Source organism: Massilia pseudoviolaceinigra (assembly GCF_030846505.1).
Lineage (GTDB): Bacteria > Pseudomonadota > Gammaproteobacteria > Burkholderiales > Burkholderiaceae_D > Telluria_A > Telluria_A violaceinigra.
Genome location: NZ_JAVCWL010000001.1, coordinates 315,701 through 332,250, shown reverse-complemented (window position 1 = coordinate 332,250; position 16,550 = coordinate 315,701). Strand labels below are relative to the sequence as shown.

16 protein-coding genes and 1 pseudogene are annotated in these 16,550 nt (G+C 63.8%); 10 read left to right on the top strand and 7 right to left on the bottom strand.

The features are described from left to right. Positions 1-9 precede the first annotated feature (9 nt). The 5 genes from RBA40_RS01535 (at position 10) to RBA40_RS01515 (ending at position 5,807) form a co-directional block, all read left to right on the top strand. The gene (locus RBA40_RS01535) at positions 10-1,155 is read left to right on the top strand and encodes a PilT/PilU family type 4a pilus ATPase (protein ID WP_306624303.1); all 1,146 of its coding nucleotides are present in this window, start codon (positions 10-12) and stop codon (positions 1,153-1,155) included. A 199-nt stretch (positions 1,156-1,354) separates the two neighbouring features. Continuing rightward, entirely contained in the window at positions 1,355-1,708 is a 354-nt protein-coding gene (locus tag RBA40_RS01530; protein ID WP_306645352.1) for an ArsC family reductase, read from the top strand. Positions 1,709-1,727: 19 nt separating this feature from the next. After that, on the top strand, positions 1,728-2,879 hold the full coding sequence (gene dapE, locus RBA40_RS01525; RefSeq protein WP_306645351.1) for a succinyl-diaminopimelate desuccinylase: 1,152 nt from the start codon (positions 1,728-1,730) through the stop codon (positions 2,877-2,879). Between the two features lie 13 nt (positions 2,880-2,892). Then, complete coding sequence (prmB, locus tag RBA40_RS01520) at positions 2,893-3,783, top strand: 50S ribosomal protein L3 N(5)-glutamine methyltransferase (protein ID WP_099876790.1); 891 nt, start codon at positions 2,893-2,895, stop codon at positions 3,781-3,783. 26 nt (positions 3,784-3,809) lie between these two features. Next, positions 3,810-5,807 carry an ATP-binding cassette domain-containing protein gene (locus tag RBA40_RS01515; RefSeq protein WP_306645350.1) on the top strand — a complete coding sequence of 666 codons (1,998 nt, stop codon included), beginning with the start codon at positions 3,810-3,812 and terminating at the stop codon, positions 5,805-5,807. Between the two features lie 150 nt (positions 5,808-5,957). Here RBA40_RS01515 and RBA40_RS01510 read toward each other — a convergent pair whose 3' ends face one another. Next, positions 5,958-6,446: a chemotaxis protein CheW gene (locus tag RBA40_RS01510; protein ID WP_306645348.1), complete on the bottom strand. Its 489-nt coding sequence runs from the start codon at positions 6,444-6,446 to the stop codon at positions 5,958-5,960. 201 nt (positions 6,447-6,647) lie between these two features. Here RBA40_RS01510 and RBA40_RS01505 point away from each other — a divergent pair, with 201 nt between their 5' ends. Next, the gene (locus RBA40_RS01505; RefSeq protein ID WP_306645346.1) at positions 6,648-7,703 is read left to right on the top strand and encodes an HDOD domain-containing protein; all 1,056 of its coding nucleotides are present in this window, start codon (positions 6,648-6,650) and stop codon (positions 7,701-7,703) included. Continuing rightward, a complete protein-coding gene (gene arfB, locus RBA40_RS01500; protein ID WP_306645344.1) occupies positions 7,700-8,098 on the top strand; it encodes an alternative ribosome rescue aminoacyl-tRNA hydrolase ArfB in 399 nt (132 codons plus the stop codon). The genes RBA40_RS01505 and arfB overlap by 4 nt, the downstream gene beginning before the upstream one ends. 36 nt (positions 8,099-8,134) lie before the next feature. On the opposite strand, the gene RBA40_RS01495 is transcribed toward arfB, so the two are convergent. Then, complete coding sequence (locus RBA40_RS01495) at positions 8,135-10,036, bottom strand: flagellar assembly protein A (protein ID WP_306645343.1); 1,902 nt, start codon at positions 10,034-10,036, stop codon at positions 8,135-8,137. Positions 10,037-10,234: 198 nt separating this feature from the next. Next, the gene (locus RBA40_RS01490) at positions 10,235-10,627 is read right to left on the bottom strand and encodes a hypothetical protein (protein WP_306645341.1); all 393 of its coding nucleotides are present in this window, start codon (positions 10,625-10,627) and stop codon (positions 10,235-10,237) included. A gap of 270 nt (positions 10,628-10,897) precedes the next feature. On the opposite strand from RBA40_RS01490, the gene ompR reads away from it, so the two are divergent. Together ompR and RBA40_RS01480 are read left to right on the top strand one after the other, a co-directional pair. After that, positions 10,898-11,599, top strand: a complete 702-nt coding sequence (gene ompR, locus RBA40_RS01485) for an osmolarity response regulator transcription factor OmpR (protein WP_229413824.1) — start codon at positions 10,898-10,900, stop codon at positions 11,597-11,599. Further along, entirely contained in the window at positions 11,599-12,972 is a 1,374-nt protein-coding gene (locus RBA40_RS01480; protein WP_306645340.1) for a sensor histidine kinase family protein, read from the top strand. The genes ompR and RBA40_RS01480 overlap by 1 nt, the downstream gene beginning before the upstream one ends. A 57-nt stretch (positions 12,973-13,029) precedes the next feature. Here the strand turns inward: RBA40_RS01480 and RBA40_RS01475 are convergent, their stop codons facing one another. The 4 genes and pseudogenes from RBA40_RS01475 to RBA40_RS01465 form a co-directional block, all read right to left on the bottom strand. Further along, the gene (locus tag RBA40_RS01475; RefSeq protein WP_306645338.1) at positions 13,030-13,779 is read right to left on the bottom strand and encodes a hypothetical protein; all 750 of its coding nucleotides are present in this window, start codon (positions 13,777-13,779) and stop codon (positions 13,030-13,032) included. Between the two features lie 165 nt (positions 13,780-13,944). Beyond that, complete coding sequence (locus RBA40_RS01470; RefSeq protein WP_306645336.1) at positions 13,945-14,775, bottom strand: flavin-containing monooxygenase; 831 nt, start codon at positions 14,773-14,775, stop codon at positions 13,945-13,947. A gap of 178 nt (positions 14,776-14,953) precedes the next feature. Continuing rightward, a pseudogene (locus RBA40_RS33505) lies at positions 14,954-15,391 on the bottom strand (flavin-containing monooxygenase); the annotation flags it as partial. Continuing rightward, positions 15,388-15,939 (bottom strand): hypothetical protein, encoded by a 552-nt coding sequence (locus RBA40_RS01465; RefSeq protein WP_306645334.1) that lies wholly within the window; start codon positions 15,937-15,939, stop codon positions 15,388-15,390. The gene RBA40_RS01465 and the pseudogene RBA40_RS33505, both read right to left, overlap by 4 nt. Positions 15,940-16,096: 157 nt before the next feature. Here RBA40_RS01465 and RBA40_RS01460 point away from each other — a divergent pair, with 157 nt between their 5' ends. Next, complete coding sequence (locus tag RBA40_RS01460) at positions 16,097-16,468, top strand: YXWGXW repeat-containing protein (RefSeq protein ID WP_370663822.1); 372 nt, start codon at positions 16,097-16,099, stop codon at positions 16,466-16,468. Positions 16,469-16,550: the final 82 nt, after the last annotated feature.

Here is a 16,550-nt window from a genome sequence, read left to right as displayed (position 1 = left end):
AGAAAAAAAATGGCAATGGACCGCTTGTTCCATCTGATGAAAGAAAAAAACGCGTCGGACATGTTCTTCGCGGTCAATTCGCCCGTCCACATCAAAATTAACGGCAACCTGATTCCCATCAATCAGCAAAAGCTGGAGCCGGAAAACATTTCCGCCCTGCTCGCGGAAATCTGCACCCAGGCGCAGATGGATGAGTTGATGCGTGAAAACGAGCTGAACCTGGGTATTTCGGTCGCCAACCTGGGCCGTTTCCGTTTGTCGGCCTTCCGCCAGCGCGGCACCATTTCGGCCGTGTTCCGCTTTGTGCCGGCCGTGATTCCGGCACTGGAAGACCTCGGCCTGCCGCACGTGCTGGCCGACCTGATCATGGAAAAGCGCGGCTTGCTGCTGCTGGTCGGCGCGACCGGTTCGGGCAAGTCGACCACCATCGCCTCGATGCTGGACCACCGCAACGAATTGCGCGCCGGCCACATCCTGACCCTGGAAGACCCGATCGAGTACCTGTTCAAGAACAAGAAATCGATCGTCAACCAGCGCGAAATCGGCAGTGATGCCAGCAGTTTCTACACGGCACTGCGTAATTCGATGCGCCAGGCGCCCGATTGCATCCTGATCGGCGAGATCCGCGACAAGGAAACCATGGCTGCCGCCCTGGCCTACGCCCAGTCGGGTCACCTGGTACTGGCGACCTTGCACGCGAACAACTCGTACAATGCGCTGAACCGGATCATCAGCTTCTACCCGATCGAAAACCGGCCCGCGCTGCTGCAGGATCTGTCGTCGGCGGTCAAGGCCATCGTCTCGCAGCGCCTGGTACGCTCGGCGGCCGGCGGCACGCGCCAGGCGGCGGTCGAAATCATGGTCAACACGCGCTATATCGCCGACCTGATCGACAACGGCGAGATCGGCCAGATCAAGGAAGCGATGGAAAACAGCCTCTCGCCCGGCTCGCAGACGTTCGAGTCGGCCTTGTACGAACTGGTCAAGAGCGGCCTGATCACCCAGGAAGAAGGCCTGGCCAATGCGGACTCGGCCACCAACCTGTTGTGGCTTCTTAACAACGGTCCGGAAGTGCGTGCGGCCAGCACCCAGGAGGCGGCGCCCAAGCCGGTCGAGGAATCGTCGTCGTTTACCGAGTTCACGCTCAATAGCTGATTCCGGCGGCGCCGCCGCTGCCCACCTCTGCGCCACCCGTGCAGGGGTTCTTCCCCGGCTACGCCACCCGCGCAGCGATCGCCACCCGGGCGACTGCGCTGGCAGGGTCGCGCCTGTGGTATCCTCCCGGGTTCCCCAAGAACACTCAGGCAACCACGCCCGCATGCCGGGTGACGGCTGGCCGCGCTCCTGATCGACCATGAAAAAAACCCTGTACGGCATTCCCAACTGCGACACCGTCAAAAAAGCCCGCACCTGGCTGGCCGACCACGAGCAGGCTTTCGACTTCCACGACTTTAAGAAGCAGGGACTCGAACGCGCCACCGTGGCCGCCTGGCTTGAGCAGCTCGACTGGGAAGTGCTGGTCAACCGCAAGGGCACCACGTGGCGCAAGCTGCCCGACGAGCGGCGCGCGGCCATCGTCGACAAGGCCAGCGCGCTCGAACTGATGCTCGAACAGCCTTCCGTCATCAAGCGCCCTGTCCTCGCAGGCGCCGGCAAGCTGTCGGTCGGCTTCTCCGACGACCAGTACCGCCAGATCTTTTCACTGTAATGCCCTGCTAAAGAACTCAATGACCTTTTCCCGTACCCTCGCGCTGACCGAAAAACTGATTGCGCTGTCGTCGATCACGCCCGATGACAAAGGCTGCCAGCAGCACCTGATCGACCTGCTCTCGCCGCTCGGCTTCGCGTGCGAGACCATCGAATCGAACGGCGTGACCAATCTGTGGGCGCGCAAGGGCAGCGCGGCCCCGGTATTCGTCTTCGCCGGCCATACCGACGTGGTGCCGACCGGCCCCGTCGAACAATGGCAATCGCAACCCTTCATTCCGACCCAGCGCGACGGCAAGCTGTATGGCCGCGGCGCGGCCGACATGAAGACCTCGATCGCGGCCATGGTCGTGGCGTGCGAAGAATTCATCGCCGAACACCCGGACCACACCGGTTCGATCGCCTTTCTCATCACCAGCGACGAGGAAGGCCCGGCCACCGACGGCACCGTGGTGGTGTGCCGCCTGCTGGAAGAGCGCGGCGAAAAGATCGATTACTGCCTGGTGGGCGAGCCGACATCGGCCAATGTACTGGGCGACATGATCAAGAATGGCCGCCGCGGTTCGCTGTCGGGAAAACTGACCATCAAGGGCATCCAGGGCCACATCGCCTACCCGCAGCTGGCGCGCAACCCGATCCACCAGAGCGCCCCGGCGCTGGCCGAACTGGCCGCCGAGCAGTGGGACGCGGGCAATGAATACTATCTGCCGACTTCCTGGCAGATGTCGAACATCCATGCAGGCACCGGCGCCAACAATGTGATCCCGGGCGACGTGGCGATCGACTTCAACTTCCGCTTTTCAACCGCCAGCACGGCCGAGGACCTGAAAGCGCGCGTACATGCGATCCTCGACAGGCACGGCCTCGAATACGACCTGGCGTGGACCTTGTCCGGCCTGCCCTTCCTGACCCCGCGCGGCACCCTGTCCGATGCGCTATCCAGCGCCATCCTCACCGAGACCGGCTTGCAGACCGAGTTGTCGACCACGGGCGGGACCTCGGACGGGCGCTTCATCGCCCGCATCTGCCCGCAGGTGATAGAATTCGGCCCTCCGAATGCCAGCATCCACAAGATCGACGAGCACATCGACGTGCGTTTCATCGATCCGCTCAAGAATATCTATCGCCGCACGCTCGACAACCTGCTGGCGCCTGCGCCGCACAACACATGACCCGAGAACAGCCATGACCACTACCCTGTTTACCACGCCGCGCGACCTGCTGCGCTATGCAATCACCCGTTTCAACGGCGCCAAGCTGTTTTTCGGCCACGGCAGCGCCGAAGCGCTGGACGAAGCGGCTTACCTGATCCTGCATACGCTCAAGCTCCCGCTCGACAAGCTCGATCCCTTCCTCGACGCCCGCCTGCTGCCGGACGAAGTACTGCAGGTGCTGGCCGTGATCGAACGCCGCGCCAACGAGCGCGTGCCGGCCGCCTACATCACCAGGGAAGCGTGGCTGGGCACCTATGCTTTTTATGTGGACGAGCGCGTGATCGTGCCGCGTTCCTTCATCCATGAACTGATCCCGCACCAGTTCAGCCCCTGGGTGGAAGATCCGTACGCGGTCGAGAACATCCTCGAACTGTGCACCGGGTCGGGCTGCCTGGCGATCATGATGGCCGACGCCTTCCCCGACAGCGTGGTCGATGCGGTCGATATTTCGCCCGATGCGCTGGCCGTGGCCGAGCACAATATCCGCGAATACAAGCTCGAAGGGCGGGTCAACCCGATCGCCTCGGACCTGTACCAGAATGTCCCGTTCAAGAAGTACGACCTGATCATCTCGAACCCGCCGTACGTCAATTCGGCGTCGATGGCGTCGCTGCCGCCCGAGTACCTGCGCGAGCCGCAGATCGCGCTCGATGGCGGTGCCGACGGCATGGACCTGGTGCGCAAGATCGTCGCCGGTGCGGCCGAACGCCTCACGCCAAACGGCATCCTGATGGTCGAAATCGGCAACGAGCGCGATTACGCGGAAGCGGCCTTCGGCCACCTCGGCCTGACCTGGGTGACCACCAGCGCCGGCGACGACATGGTTTTCCTGCTCACCGCAGAACAGTTGCAAGCACAGTAATCCCCACTCATTACAAAAAGTAGAACATGATCCGTTTCCTGAACGTTAGCCTGATGCGCGGCACCAAGCCGCTGCTGGAAGGCGTCGACCTTACCCTCAACCCGGGCGATAAAATCGGCCTCATTGGTGCCAATGGCGCCGGCAAATCGAGCCTGTTCGGCATGCTGCGCGGCGAACTGCACCCGGACCAGGGCGAGATCGATTTCCCCGCCAAATGGCGCATGGCTTACGTGGCCCAGGAAACGCCGCCGCTCGAACGCGCGGCGCTCGACTACGCCATCGACGGCGACGTCCACCTGCGCAAACTCGAAGCGGAACTGGCGCGCCTGGAATCGGAACCTGAATCGACCGAGAACGGCATTGCCATCGGTGAGATCTACAGCGCGCTGGCCGACGCCGACGCCTACACGGTGCAGTCGCGCGGCGAACAGCTGCTGCTGGGCCTTGGCTTTTCGCTCTCGCAGATGCAGCAGCCGATCGCCAGCTTCTCGGGCGGCTGGCGCATGCGCCTGAACCTGGCGCAGGCGCTGATGTGCCCTTCCGACCTGCTGCTGCTCGATGAACCGACCAATCACCTGGATCTGGACGCGATCATCTGGCTGGAAGACTGGCTCAAACGCTACGCCGGCACCCTGATCATCATTTCTCACGATCGCGACTTCCTCGACGAAATCGTCAACGTCATCGTGCACATCGACGAGCGCAGGCTGAAACGCTACTCGGGCAACTACTCCGGCTTCGAGCGCCAGCGCGCGGCCCAGATGATCCTGGCCGCCGGGGCGCTGGCCAAGCAGCAGCGCCAGCGCGCCCACCTCGAGTCGTTCGTGAACCGCTTCAAGGCGCAGGCCTCGAAAGCGCGCCAGGCCCAGAGCCGCATGAAGGCACTCGAAAAGATGGAAGAACTGGCGCCGTTGCGCGCCGCAGCCGAATTCTCGTTCGAGTTCCGCGAGCCGCTGGCCGCACCGAATCCGCTGCTGGTCATGGAAGACGTGGACGCCGGCTACCATATCCTCGACGAGCATGGCGACAAGGTCGGCGACAAGGTGATCGTCTCGAACATCAAGTTCTCGCTGCAGATCGGCCAGCGCATTGGCCTCTTGGGTGTGAACGGCGCCGGTAAATCGACCTTGATCAAGACCATCGCCGGCGAACTGATGCCGCTGACCGGCGACGCCACGCTCGGCAAGGGCCTGTCGATCGGCTACTTCGCCCAGCACCAGGTGGAAATGCTGCGCCATGACGAATCGCCCCTGTGGCACCTGGCGAAAATTGCGCCGACCGTGCGCGAGCAGGAACTGCGCAACTTCCTGGGCGGCTTCAACTTCCCGGGCAATATGGTCACCAGCCCGATCCGCCCGTTTTCCGGCGGCGAGAAGGCGCGCCTGGCACTGGCGCTGATCGTCTGGCAGCGCCCTAACCTGCTGCTGCTCGATGAACCGACCAATCACCTGGATCTGGAAACGCGCGAGGCGCTGACCATGGCGCTGGCGCAGTTCGAGGGCACGCTGGTGGTGGTATCGCACGATCGCCACCTGCTGCGCGCCACCACCGACCAGTTCATCATCGTCGCCGACGGCAAGCTGCAGCCGTTCGACGGTGACCTGGACGACTACAAGGACTGGCTGTTCCAGACCAAGCTTGGCAAGGGCACCACCGTGCTGCCGGCGGCGGGCAAGGACAACAAGACGGCCTTCCCGGTCGCAACCGCGGTGGCCACGCCAGCCGCTCCGGTGGCCGACAAGAAGGACCAGAAGCGCCAGGACGCGGAGCTGCGCCAGCGCACGGCCGCGCTGCGCAAGCCGATCGAGGGCAAGATCAAGCGCCTGGAAGAGCAGATCGCCAAGCGCAACGAGCAGAAGGCGGACGTTGACGCCAAGCTCGGCGAAGCGAGCATCTATGAAGCGGCCAACAAGGCCAAGCTGAAAACGCTGCTGGCGGACCAGTCGTTCTACAAGAAGGACCTGGCGCAGCTGGAAGCGGAATGGCTGGAGCTGCAGGAGCAGCTGGAAGGTTTGGCGGCTTAACCCCACGGTCGCCGCGCACTCCCCGTCGGCCACGATCCCCCGTCGCCCCCGCCCCCGCGCAGGCGGGGGCGACGGGGTTGCGTTCAGCGGGAGAGCAAATGCGCAAATGCGCGCGGAGACGGCGCCAAATGCGCGCCGGGGCGGCAGTGCTTATGCGGCCTTTTGCGCGCCGGCGACGGTCTCGCGCCGGATCGACATCAGCTTGTCGATGTCGACCAGGATCAGGCGCCGGCCATCGGTTTCGCCCAGTCCCATTAAATAATCGCAATCGCTGTCGCGGGTCAGCCCCGGAATCGGCGTGATCTGATCCGGATACAGGCGCACCACATCGGTTACCCCATCGACCACCATCCCCATCACGCAAGTCGACAACTGCAGGATGATCACGTCGGTCATCGGGTCGGGCGAGGCGGCGCGCTCGTTGAACGCGACCCGCATGTCTACCAGCGGCATGATCACGCCGCGCGACACCGCCACCCCTTTAACAATCGCGCCTTCGGACGCGAAGCGTTCGAGCGACTTGAATGTGCGCAATTCCTTGACCTTACGAAAGTCCACCCCGTATTCCATACCCCCCAACTGGAAGCTCAGGAACTCCATCTTGCCGATGGGGGCAGACTGCGTTGAAATCGTGTGCATGGTGGTCCTTTCGTCTCTGCGGGGGCTGCGGCAAGGTCGCGAAACCCCATCGTAATGCGCGTGTGCAAGCCTCTCGTTGAGCGCGATCAAGGTTTCCAGCCGTCTGGCTGTGCTTGCAATGCAAGCGGAACGCTTTACAATGGGGCGGCAATATTCCGGGGCGACAATTGCAAACTTGAAGGATGGATAATGTATCAATGGGTGAAGCGAATTTTTTCGGCTTCCGAGCCGGCGCAGGATGCGCCTGGCCAGGTGCCACGCAGCCAGCCGGCACCTGCCGTTGCCGCAAGCGCGGCGCCAGTGGGCAGCGCCGCCCAGCTATCTTTCGAGCAACGCGACGGGGTCAACGGCAGCTACTTCAATTGGCTGTTCGACAATGCCGACGTAACCGGCCTGGACACCACGCCGCATGAAAACCGGGTACTCGATGCGCTGACGGCCATCCTGGCGTCGCAGCAGTCGGGCGCGGCGCTGGTGCGGCGCCTGCCAGGCCTGCTGCCGCAGCTGCTGCAAAGCCTGCGCAGCGATAACTTTTCGGGCGCGCAACTGTCGCGTACCATTTCCAATGATGTGGTGCTGGTGGCGGCCGTGATCCGCATGGCCAATACCTCGTTCAAGGGCAGCGGCACCACGATCAGCAGCGTCGAACACGCGGTCATGCTGATCGGCCAGGAAGGCTTGCGCCACCTGCTCACCAGCGTCGCCTTCCGCCCCATCATCGACCTCAATTCGGGCCAGTACACGCGCCTGCTGGCGCCGCGCATCTGGGACCAGTCCGAGCGCTGCGCGGTGGCCAACCGCATGCTGGCCGAGGACATGGGCATCGATCCCTTCGAGGCCTTCCTCGCGGGCCTGGTGCAGAACGTGGGGCTGATCGTCACCCTGCGCATCATGGACCAGATGAGCCGTGACGATAAAGAATTGGGCTCGGAGATGTTCTGCGCGCGCCTGGTGCGCGACGCCCGCATCCTCACCTGCAGCATCGGGCGCGAATGGAATTTCCCCGAAAGCGTGGTCACCGCCATCGGCGAACAGGCCGGCATGCGCAAGGGCGTGACGGTGTCGCCGCTGGGACGCTTGCTGACCCAGTCCGATTACCTGAGCAAGGTGCGCCTCCTGGTCGATAACGAGCGCCTGGACAAGGACGATCCGGTGCTGTTCAAGGGCCTCTCGCCACGGGCGATGGCGTGCTATCGCGAGCTCGATGCGATCGCTGACGATGCGCCGGCGCCGCCGGGCGCTGCGCCGGCGCCGTGAGCGCGGTCATCGATCCGGGCGAAGTGGAGTTTTCCGCGATCCGCGCCCAGGGCCCGGGCGGGCAGAACGTGAACAAGGTCTCGTGCGCGGTGCACTTGCGCTTCGACGTGGTGGCGTCGTCGCTGCCGGACGCCATCAAGGAACGGCTGCTGGCCTTGTCGGATCAGCGCATCACCCAGGCGGGCGTGGTGGTGCTCAAGGCGCAGCAGTCGCGCAGCCTGGAACAGAACAAGGAAGATGCGCTGCGCCGGCTGCAGGAACTGGTCGACAGCGTGGCCGTGCTGCCCACCGTGCGGCGCGCGACGCGGCCGACCCGCAGCTCGCAGCGCAAGCGGCTCGATTCCAAGACGCGCAGCGGGCAGACCAAGGCGATGCGGGGCAAGGTCAGCGAATAAACGGCCGTGTTTCACGCCCTTTGCCGCAGCGTCGCCTCATGCGCCCGATGCGCCGCTCTGCCAGTCCACCGCCCCCTCTTCCGCCACTAAAATCACATCGCCCACGGCGCGCTTGGTGCGCAGCTTGAGCTTGATGTCCTTGGCGGGAAAATCGTAGATGCTGGTGCCGTCCGGGTTGTAGGTCATCGAACGCACCACGGTTTCGCCCTCAAGCCGCTTGACCGCCACCGAACTGACGCCGGTGCTGTCGCTGCGCTGCCGCACCAGCTCCGCCACCAGCGCGGCGCCGGCCTGCTGCTCCGTCTCGGCCGCCTTCACATCCAGCGATACCTTGGCGATCGCCTTCAACGCCGGCCCCACGGCCAGCGCCATCTTCTGGAACATCGGCACCTGCTCCTCGGTGAGAATCAACTCCTTCTTGCGCACCTTGGAGGCCAGCATGACGTACTTGCGCACCTCGGGCTCGTTGGTCATCGCTTCCATCTCGGCCTTGCGGCGCGCCGCCAGCTCGCCGAACTGCTCGACCCGCGCGGACATCGCCGCGATCACCTCGTCCAGGCGCGCCGTGTCGGGCTGCAGCGCGAAGATGCTCATCTCGCTCTGGCGGCGCGGCCCGGCGCTGTTGATCGCGACCGTGCGCGCCGCGATGGCGCAGCCCTCGGCCTGGCTGATCACGACTTCGTCGGCCATGATCTCGCAGTTCACCGCATGCGTGATCGTCACGCGCGTGCCCGACACGATGCAGCTCTCGGCGCGGTTGATGACCACCTCGCCCAGGCTGGCCTGAATCACCGAGCCCGAGGCCACGCCCTTGACGCGGATGTCGCCGCGCGCATTGTGCGCGCTGCCGCCGACCAGGTTGCGGTTCAACAGGACCGCCCCGCCGCGCGAGATGATGCTGCCGAAGACGTCGGCGTGGATGGTGATGCCCTCGCCTTCGACCACGCGCTTTTCCTGCACCTCGCCGAATTCCTCGAAGTCGCCGGCCAGCTTGAGGTTACCCGTGGTGCGCGCGCTCACGCCATCGCGGCTGACGATCTTGTCGCCCACCGAAATCCGTCCGGTCGCGCTGTCCACGTTCAGAAAGCCGGCCTGCTGGGCGATCAGGAATTCTCCCTCGCCCGACACCTCGACCACAGTGCCCTCGCCGGCCATGGGCGCCACTTCGGTATCGTTGGGAATGGGCGGATCGATGCGCAATCCGGACAGCTCGAAACCGGCCGTGCCGGGCACGCGCGGCACCTTTTTAAGCAGCCGCACGCCCTTGTCGACTTGCGGAAAGCGGTTCTGGAACGCCATCAGATCGAGCTTGCCGTTGGCCAGTTGCAGCGGCGCGTCGCTGCGGTGCAAGTCGCTGGTCACTTCGATCACGTGCGCGTCGCGCCCGGGGCGCGGTTCGAGCAGGCTGGCCACCACCACGCGCTCGGACTTGCCCGCGTCGATGGCCTGGCGCACCGCCTCGACGTCGATGCCGAAGCGGATGCCCTTGCCCCACATGTCGGCGATGAATTCGTCCACATCGAGCTGGGCCAGGATTTCCGGCCCTTCCGGATCGTCGGGGTCGGGCACGTACACCGGCTCGAAAAAGTATTCGGCCTTGCCGCGGTTGATCTTGACCGCCTTGTAGAGCGGCCGGCGCAGCGGACTGAACGGCTGGATATCGGAAGCGAGGCGGATGATCATGTGGCCGTCGGGCGAGCGCGGCAAAGGAGCACCGGCGCCGTAAATGGCCTTGATCATCAGCGGATAGTCGAGGTCGACCAGGTAGCTGGTGGCGAAAATGCGGTCGATGGCGGCCCCGAAGGTCGTGCCCAGCACGCTCGGGTCGCCATACACGCCGTCGGGGCGCTTGATGATGCAGTGGTCCAGCTCAAGTTGCGCATCCCCCGCTACCGCGGGCGAACGCGGCGCACTGAGGCCAGATGATTCAATCGACACGACGGCACTCCATTGCAGGCTTATATACCTGGCAAGTATATTTCGCTATTAGTAAGTTTTTCCTAGCGTAACAGGTTGTGCCGCCCAAATAAACATGCGGACGCGTAAAACTCAACAAATGTAAGGTTTTGGACGGGGAGGCGGACGGCGCGGGTGGTGCCAGCGGGAACGGGCGCCGTGGCGCGCCCGGAAAGGCGGTCAGCGGCGCGGCGCGTTCCGGTAGATGTCGACGCCGGCTTCGTTGATCTGGCGACGCAGGTCGCGCCGCTCGTCGGGCGTCATCATGCGGCCGCCGCGGCGCGCCGCATCGGCATTGTTCTGCGCATTCTGGTCCTGCTGGGCCTGCAGCTGGCGGCGCTGCTCGTCGGCGCGCGCCTCGAACTGGCGCTGCGTATCCTGGCGCTGCTGTTGCTGGGCACGCTGGGCATCCGCGATGCGCTGGGCATCGCGCTCCTTGTCGCCGGAATTGGCCTGGGCCATGGACAAGCTGGCGCAAGCGAGCAGGCAGCACACGGCCACACGACGGACGAACGCACGCCCGCAGCGCTGTGCGCTTGCGACTGCCTTGGTTTGTGTGTGCGCGTTATTCATAATGATTCCTCTTCCGCGATGCCTGGTAAACATATAAGCTTGACTTGCTTGAACCCAGTGTATGACCATTTGCACCGAGGCATAAGCCGAATTGGGTAAAGTTTGTAACAGTATGTAATGACCTTCGTGCTGGGTGTTTTATCGGGCGATATGACGTTACCATAGCGACATGAATCTGACAAATCTGACAGCCAAATGAACACACCCTCGACCCCGATCTCAGGCAACAATACAACGCAGGCTAACGCCAATGGTCATGCCGCCAAAATTATGGTAGTCGACGATGACGTGCGCCTGCGCGATTTGCTGCGCCGCTACCTCACCGAACAAGGCTTTTCGGTGGTCACAGCCGAAAGCGCGCCGGCCATGAACAAGCTGTGGCTGCGCGAGCGCTACGACCTGCTGGTACTGGACCTGATGCTGCCCGGCGAAGACGGCCTGTCGATCTGCCGCCGCCTGCGCGGCGCCGGCGACCAGACCCCGATCATCATGCTCACCGCCAAAGGGGAAGACGTGGACCGCATCGTCGGCCTCGAAATGGGCGCAGACGATTATCTCCCGAAACCGTTCAATCCGCGCGAACTGGTGGCCCGTATCGGCGCCGTGTTGCGCCGCAAAGGTCCGGACGAGATCCCGGGCGCGCCATCGGAAACGCCGCAATCGTTCGAGTTCGGCCAGTTCGTGCTGGACCTGGGCACGCGCACGCTCAAAAAGAATGGCGACACGGTGCCGCTGACCACCGGCGAATTCTCGGTGCTCAAGGTGTTCGCACGCCATGCGCGCCAGCCGCTCTCGCGCGAAAAACTCATGGAACTGGCGCGCGGACGCGAATACGAAGTCTTCGACCGCAGCCTGGACGTGCAGATTTCGCGCCTGCGCAAGCTGATCGAACCCGATCCCTCCTCGCCGCTGTACATCCAGACCGTGTGGGGCCTGGGCTATGTGTTCATTCCTGAAGGCCAGCCACGCTAGTGTTTTCGCGCGATTCGACCACGCCCCCGGGCACGCGCCTGAGCTGGCTCAGGAGCGGCCTGTTCTGGCGCACCTTCCTGCTGCTCAGTATCCTGACCACGGTCTCCATGGCCTCCTGGATCGGGATGATCAGCGCGGTGCAGCGCGGCCCGCAGGTCGAGCAGACGGCCGACCTGGTCATTTCGGTGGTGACTATCACCAAGGCCGCCCTGACCCACTCGGCGCCCGAACTGCGGCGCGAGCTGCTGTTTGAACTGGTCAGCAACGAAGGCATCCGCATCTTTACGCTGGAAAGTTCGGACGCGGTCGATCCGCCGCCCGACAGCGCCCTGATGCCGGAAATCGAAGCCATCATCAAATCCAAGCTCGGCGCCGACACGCGCTTTTCCAGCCGCGTGAACGGTACCGCGGGCTTCTGGATCAGCTTCAAGATCGACGACGACGGTTACTGGCTGATGCTCGAACGCGAACGCCTCGAAGGCCTGACGGGCGTGCAGTGGCTCGGCTGGGCCACGGTGGTAGGCGCCCTGTCGGTGGTCGGCGCGGCGCTCATTTCGAGCCTGGTCAACCTGCCGCTGGCGCGCCTGACCGCGGCCGCGCGCGCCATCGCCCAGGGCAAGAAGCCGGACCGCCTGCCCGAAAAAGGCTCGAAGGAGATCATCGAGGCCAATCGCAGCTTCAACCAGATGGTGGAGGATTTGCAGCAGGTCGAATCGGACCGCGCCGTGATTTTGGCCGGCATTTCGCACGACCTGCGCACGCCGCTGGCGCGCATGCAGCTCGAACTGGAAATGGCCAAGCTCAGTAACGAGGCCCGCGAAGGCATGCAGTCCGATATCGGCCAGATGGACGCCATCATCGGCCAGTTCCTCGACTACGCCAAGCCGACCGAGGCGGCCACGTTCGTCCCGATCGATATCAGCGAGCTGCTGCAGGACACCGCGCGCGAAGCGGAGCGCATGCTCGACATCCATGTGAGCACCCACATCGAAGAAGGCGTGCACGTGATGGGCAACGCGACCGACCTGCGGCGCGTCTTCAACAACCTGGTGGAAAACGCGCGCCGCTACGGCAAGACGCAAGGCAGCGACTTTACGGAACTCGACATCTCGTGCCGCATCAAGCCGCACGGCCTGGGCAAGCGCGTGGTGATCGAAGTGCAGGACCACGGCCAGGGCGTGCCGGACGACCATATCGAACTGCTGCTCAAGCCCTTCACACGCATGGACAGCGCGCGCGGCCAGGCCAACGGCGCCGGGCTGGGGCTGGCGATTGTGGAACGGGTGGTGTTGCGCCACAACGCCGAACTGCAGGTCAGCAATCGCGAAGGCGGCGGCCTGCGTATCGCGCTGGTGATGCCGCTGGCGAGCTGACGCCACATGCCGCGCGCGCCGCCGTGCGGCGGCGTGCAGGGCCCGCTGTCAGCGCGATTACGGCGATGGAGTGCGCGCTAAAAAGCGCCAGCTTCCGCTAGCTTTGTCGCGATTCCAGCCGATGCTGGTCGACACGCAGAGAAAATTGCTCTGGCAACTGTTACCTCGCACATCCAGATACGTGTGCGTGTCGTTAATAACCTTACGATTTAGCAAATGGATTTCCTGCTCTAAATTAATAGACTGTCCCGTCGGCACCCCACCCGCAGGAAGAATCTGCCAGCTACTGCTACTGGCGCTGGTATTTTTTGTCAGGGACGTCGACACGCACAGCACGTTGCTTTGGCAACCCTCGCCACGGGCGTCGAGGTAGCCGCCGGGAGCGCCATCGCCTGTCCCGGTTGTCGCTGGATATTGATTTATCACATACACGTGATCTCCCTCGATCACCGGGTCCCCGTTCCTCTTCGTCACATCCACGGGAAGGATCATCCAGCTGCCACTGCCCCGGTCCCGATTGACCAGTTTAGCGGTGGATACACACAAGGTGTTGCCGTTGCAGCGGCTATCGCGCACGTCAAGATAACCGCCGGTCCAGTTCATGTAGCCATTTTGCACGTGATAAATCTGGCCATAGCGCATGGGGACGGGGTCTGCCCCCATGCCTGCTTCGCTCGTGTTCGCTGCGCTTTCCTGTGCGAAAGCAGGTGGAATGAAACAACACAGCAGCATCATTCCGATGAAGCGGACAAGGCTGGCGCGTGCTGAGGAACTTGCTGACATACATCTATTTTTATTCATGAACATGGTTTCTCCCGATGGGTTAACTACATGAAAATGATCTATTTGAAGATGTGAAGCCCATTGAGCTTACAGGAGATAACACTGCTGCTCCACCTTTCCGAAACAAGAATTCGCTGCTGTCATCGCGTGTCGCAACGACGCGACGCATACCTTCATGCGCTTCCCATTTCAAGCCCGCACGATGTAGTTGCCGATGTCGAAGCGGCGCGTAGCCCTGCGGTAAGTAAAAGTGAAACCGGGCCAGATCGCGTAGTTCCTGCCATGGCTGTCGAGGTACCAGTTCTTGCAGCCGCTGCTCCACACGCCGCCGCGCAGCTTGCGCTGCAATGCCGCGTTCCAGGCGCGCTGCACGTCCTCCTTCACCTCGACCGATTGCAGCTTTCGTGCGCGCATGGTCTTGATGGCGTCGACGGCGTAATTGACGCCCGATTCGATCATGTAGATCATCGAGCTGTGCCCCAGGCCCGTATTCGGCCCGACAATTGTGAAGTAGTTCGGGAAGCCGGCCACGGTGCAGCCCTTGTAGGCTTCCAGGCTGCCGGCGAACATGCGCTTGCCGCCACGTCCGCGCACCTCGACGGCATGCAGCACGCGCTCGACCTCGAAACCGGTGGCGAAGATGATCACGTCGGCCGCCAGTTCGGCGCCGTCCTCGCTGACGATGGCGCTTGCGCCCACCTGCTTGACGCCGCCGGTGATCAGCTTCACATTCGAGCGCGTGAGGGCCGGGTAGAAATCGTTCGCCATCAGCACCCGCTTGCAGCCGAACTTGTAGTCGGGCGTGAGCTGGCGCCGCAGCAGCGGATCGGCGATTTGACTGTGCAGGTGGCGCCGCGCCAGCCACTGGGGCAGCGCCAGCATGCGCGGCGTGTAAAGGAACAGCGGCGCGCGCGATTCGTACAGCAGGTAGTTCAGCGCGCGGTAGGCCAGCCGCAGCGGCGCCACGCGCGCCAGCAGGGAGCGCTCGCGCGGGCCGATCATGCGGTCCGGACGCGGCATGATCCATTGCGGCGTGCGTTGATAGACATCGAGCTGCGCGACCAGCGGCGCAATCTCCGGAATGAACTGGATCGCGCTGGCGCCGTTGCCAATGACGGCAACGCTTGCCGCGCAGGTCGACCGTATGGTCCCAGCGGCTCGAATGGAATGTGGGGCCGCTAAAGCCGTCCAGGCCGGGCAAGGCGGGAATGGCTGCGCGGCTCAGGGCACCGGGAGCGCTGATGACGCTTCTGGCGGTCAGCGCGCCGGCGCTGGTGCGCACGGTCCAGTAGCCGCCCGCTTCGTCGAACTGCGCGCCTTCGTATGCGGTCGACAGGCGCAGGTGCGGCGCCAGGCCGAAGTCGCGCACCACCGAACGGGTGTAGTCGAGCAGTTCGCCCTGCCCCGCAAAACGGCGCGTCCAGTGCGGGTTGGGTGCGAACGAAAATGAGTACAGATGGCTGGGAATGTCGACCGCGCAGCCGGGGTAGGTGTTGGCCCACCAGGTGCCGCCGAATTGCTTGTCCTTTTCGAGGATGACGAAGTTGTCGATGCCCGCCTGCTTGAGGCGCACGCCTGCGCACAGGCCGCCGAAGCCGCTGCCGATGATGACGGCATCGAACTGCGGAACTGTCATCGATTCGGCACGCGCCTCTGCACCAGTTCGGCCCTGAAGCGCGGCTTGCCGTCGCGGTCGAGCGCGTAGCTCAGTTTCAGGCCGTCGGGCGAGACGCTCAGGGTCCAGACATTGGTGGCGGCGGCGGGAATCAGCTTGGCTGTGTAGGCGTCGGCATGAAACGATTGCGCAATGGCGCTGCCGTTGCTGCCGGCCGCGCCGCCGTACATCGTTTGCGCGTCCGGCGTGCCGTCGGCGTGGCGGTGATCGTGCTGCAGGGTGAGGCCGGACGGCGTACGGGTGACGATCCAGGTGCGCGACGTGTCCTCGCCGACGGCGAAGGGAATCCGGATCTCGCTGGCATTGCAAGCGCTGACGGTGGCGACCAGCTTCTTGCCGGCGAAGGCTTCTCCGCCATCGTTGGGCGCGACCGATGCGCCTTCGTAGACGGCGCCGCACAACTTGCCGAGGTTGGCGAAAAATGCGTCGCGCGCGCCGTTGGCGTCGGCCGCATTGCAGGGCAGCGCCAGCGCGCTGGCCAGGACGACGGCTGTGGTGCGCAGGATCATGGGCTTATTCTCGTAGGGTGATGGTGGCGATGACGATAGGCGCGCGCTACGTAAAAGTCAACATGTTGCGCGCGAAACGCTATGCGCGAATCCGCACATACGTGCATTTATGCAAGAGGTATAACGGTAGAACACTGTTCATAACCAGGAGAAGAAGATGATGAAGAAACTGTTGATTGCCGCCCTAATTGCCGGCTCGCTCGGCAGCGCCGCCATACCCGCCAGCTCGGCGGTGATCATCGTGCGCGAAGCGCCCCCGGAACCGCGTTCCGAGCGGACACCGCCGCCACGCCGCGGCTATGTATGGGCCCCGGGCCACTGGGACTGGCGCAACAATCATCACGTGTGGGTGCGCGGTGCCTGGATCCGCGACCGCAAGGGTTACCACTATACCGCGCCGGCATGGCAGGAGCGCGATGGCCGCTGGGAAATGCAACGCGGTAACTGGGCACGCGGGCGACGCGATAACGACGGCGACGGCGTTCCGAACCGTCACGATGAACGGCCAAACAATCCGAATCGTCAGTAATTGATGGCTGGGGCCTGGCCCGGCGCCGCGCGCCGGGTTCAGCGTCCCGCTCAAGCCGCGCACTGCAGCTTGAACCGTCGCC

Excerpts from the sequence above, each read along its gene's own strand:
- RBA40_RS01460 (WP_370663822.1), top strand. The coding sequence starts at position 16,097 with ATGATGAAGAAACTGTTGATTGCCGCCCTAATTGCCGGCTCGCTCGGC.
- RBA40_RS01530 (WP_306645352.1), top strand. The coding sequence starts at position 1,355 with ATGAAAAAAACCCTGTACGGCATTCCCAACTGCGACACCGTCAAAAAA.
- RBA40_RS01475 (WP_306645338.1), bottom strand. The coding sequence starts at position 13,779 with ATGTTCATGAATAAAAATAGATGTATGTCAGCAAGTTCCTCAGCACGC.
- RBA40_RS01470 (WP_306645336.1), bottom strand. The coding sequence starts at position 14,775 with ATGCCGCGTCCGGACCGCATGATCGGCCCGCGCGAGCGCTCCCTGCTG.
- RBA40_RS01515 (WP_306645350.1), top strand. The coding sequence starts at position 3,810 with ATGATCCGTTTCCTGAACGTTAGCCTGATGCGCGGCACCAAGCCGCTG.
- RBA40_RS01465 (WP_306645334.1), bottom strand. The coding sequence starts at position 15,939 with ATGATCCTGCGCACCACAGCCGTCGTCCTGGCCAGCGCGCTGGCGCTG.
- prmB (WP_099876790.1), top strand. The coding sequence starts at position 2,893 with ATGACCACTACCCTGTTTACCACGCCGCGCGACCTGCTGCGCTATGCA.
- dapE (WP_306645351.1), top strand. The coding sequence starts at position 1,728 with ATGACCTTTTCCCGTACCCTCGCGCTGACCGAAAAACTGATTGCGCTG.
- RBA40_RS01535 (WP_306624303.1), top strand. The coding sequence starts at position 10 with ATGGCAATGGACCGCTTGTTCCATCTGATGAAAGAAAAAAACGCGTCG.
- ompR (WP_229413824.1), top strand. The coding sequence starts at position 10,898 with ATGGTAGTCGACGATGACGTGCGCCTGCGCGATTTGCTGCGCCGCTAC.
- RBA40_RS01510 (WP_306645348.1), bottom strand. The coding sequence starts at position 6,446 with ATGCACACGATTTCAACGCAGTCTGCCCCCATCGGCAAGATGGAGTTC.
- RBA40_RS01490 (WP_306645341.1), bottom strand. The coding sequence starts at position 10,627 with ATGAATAACGCGCACACACAAACCAAGGCAGTCGCAAGCGCACAGCGC.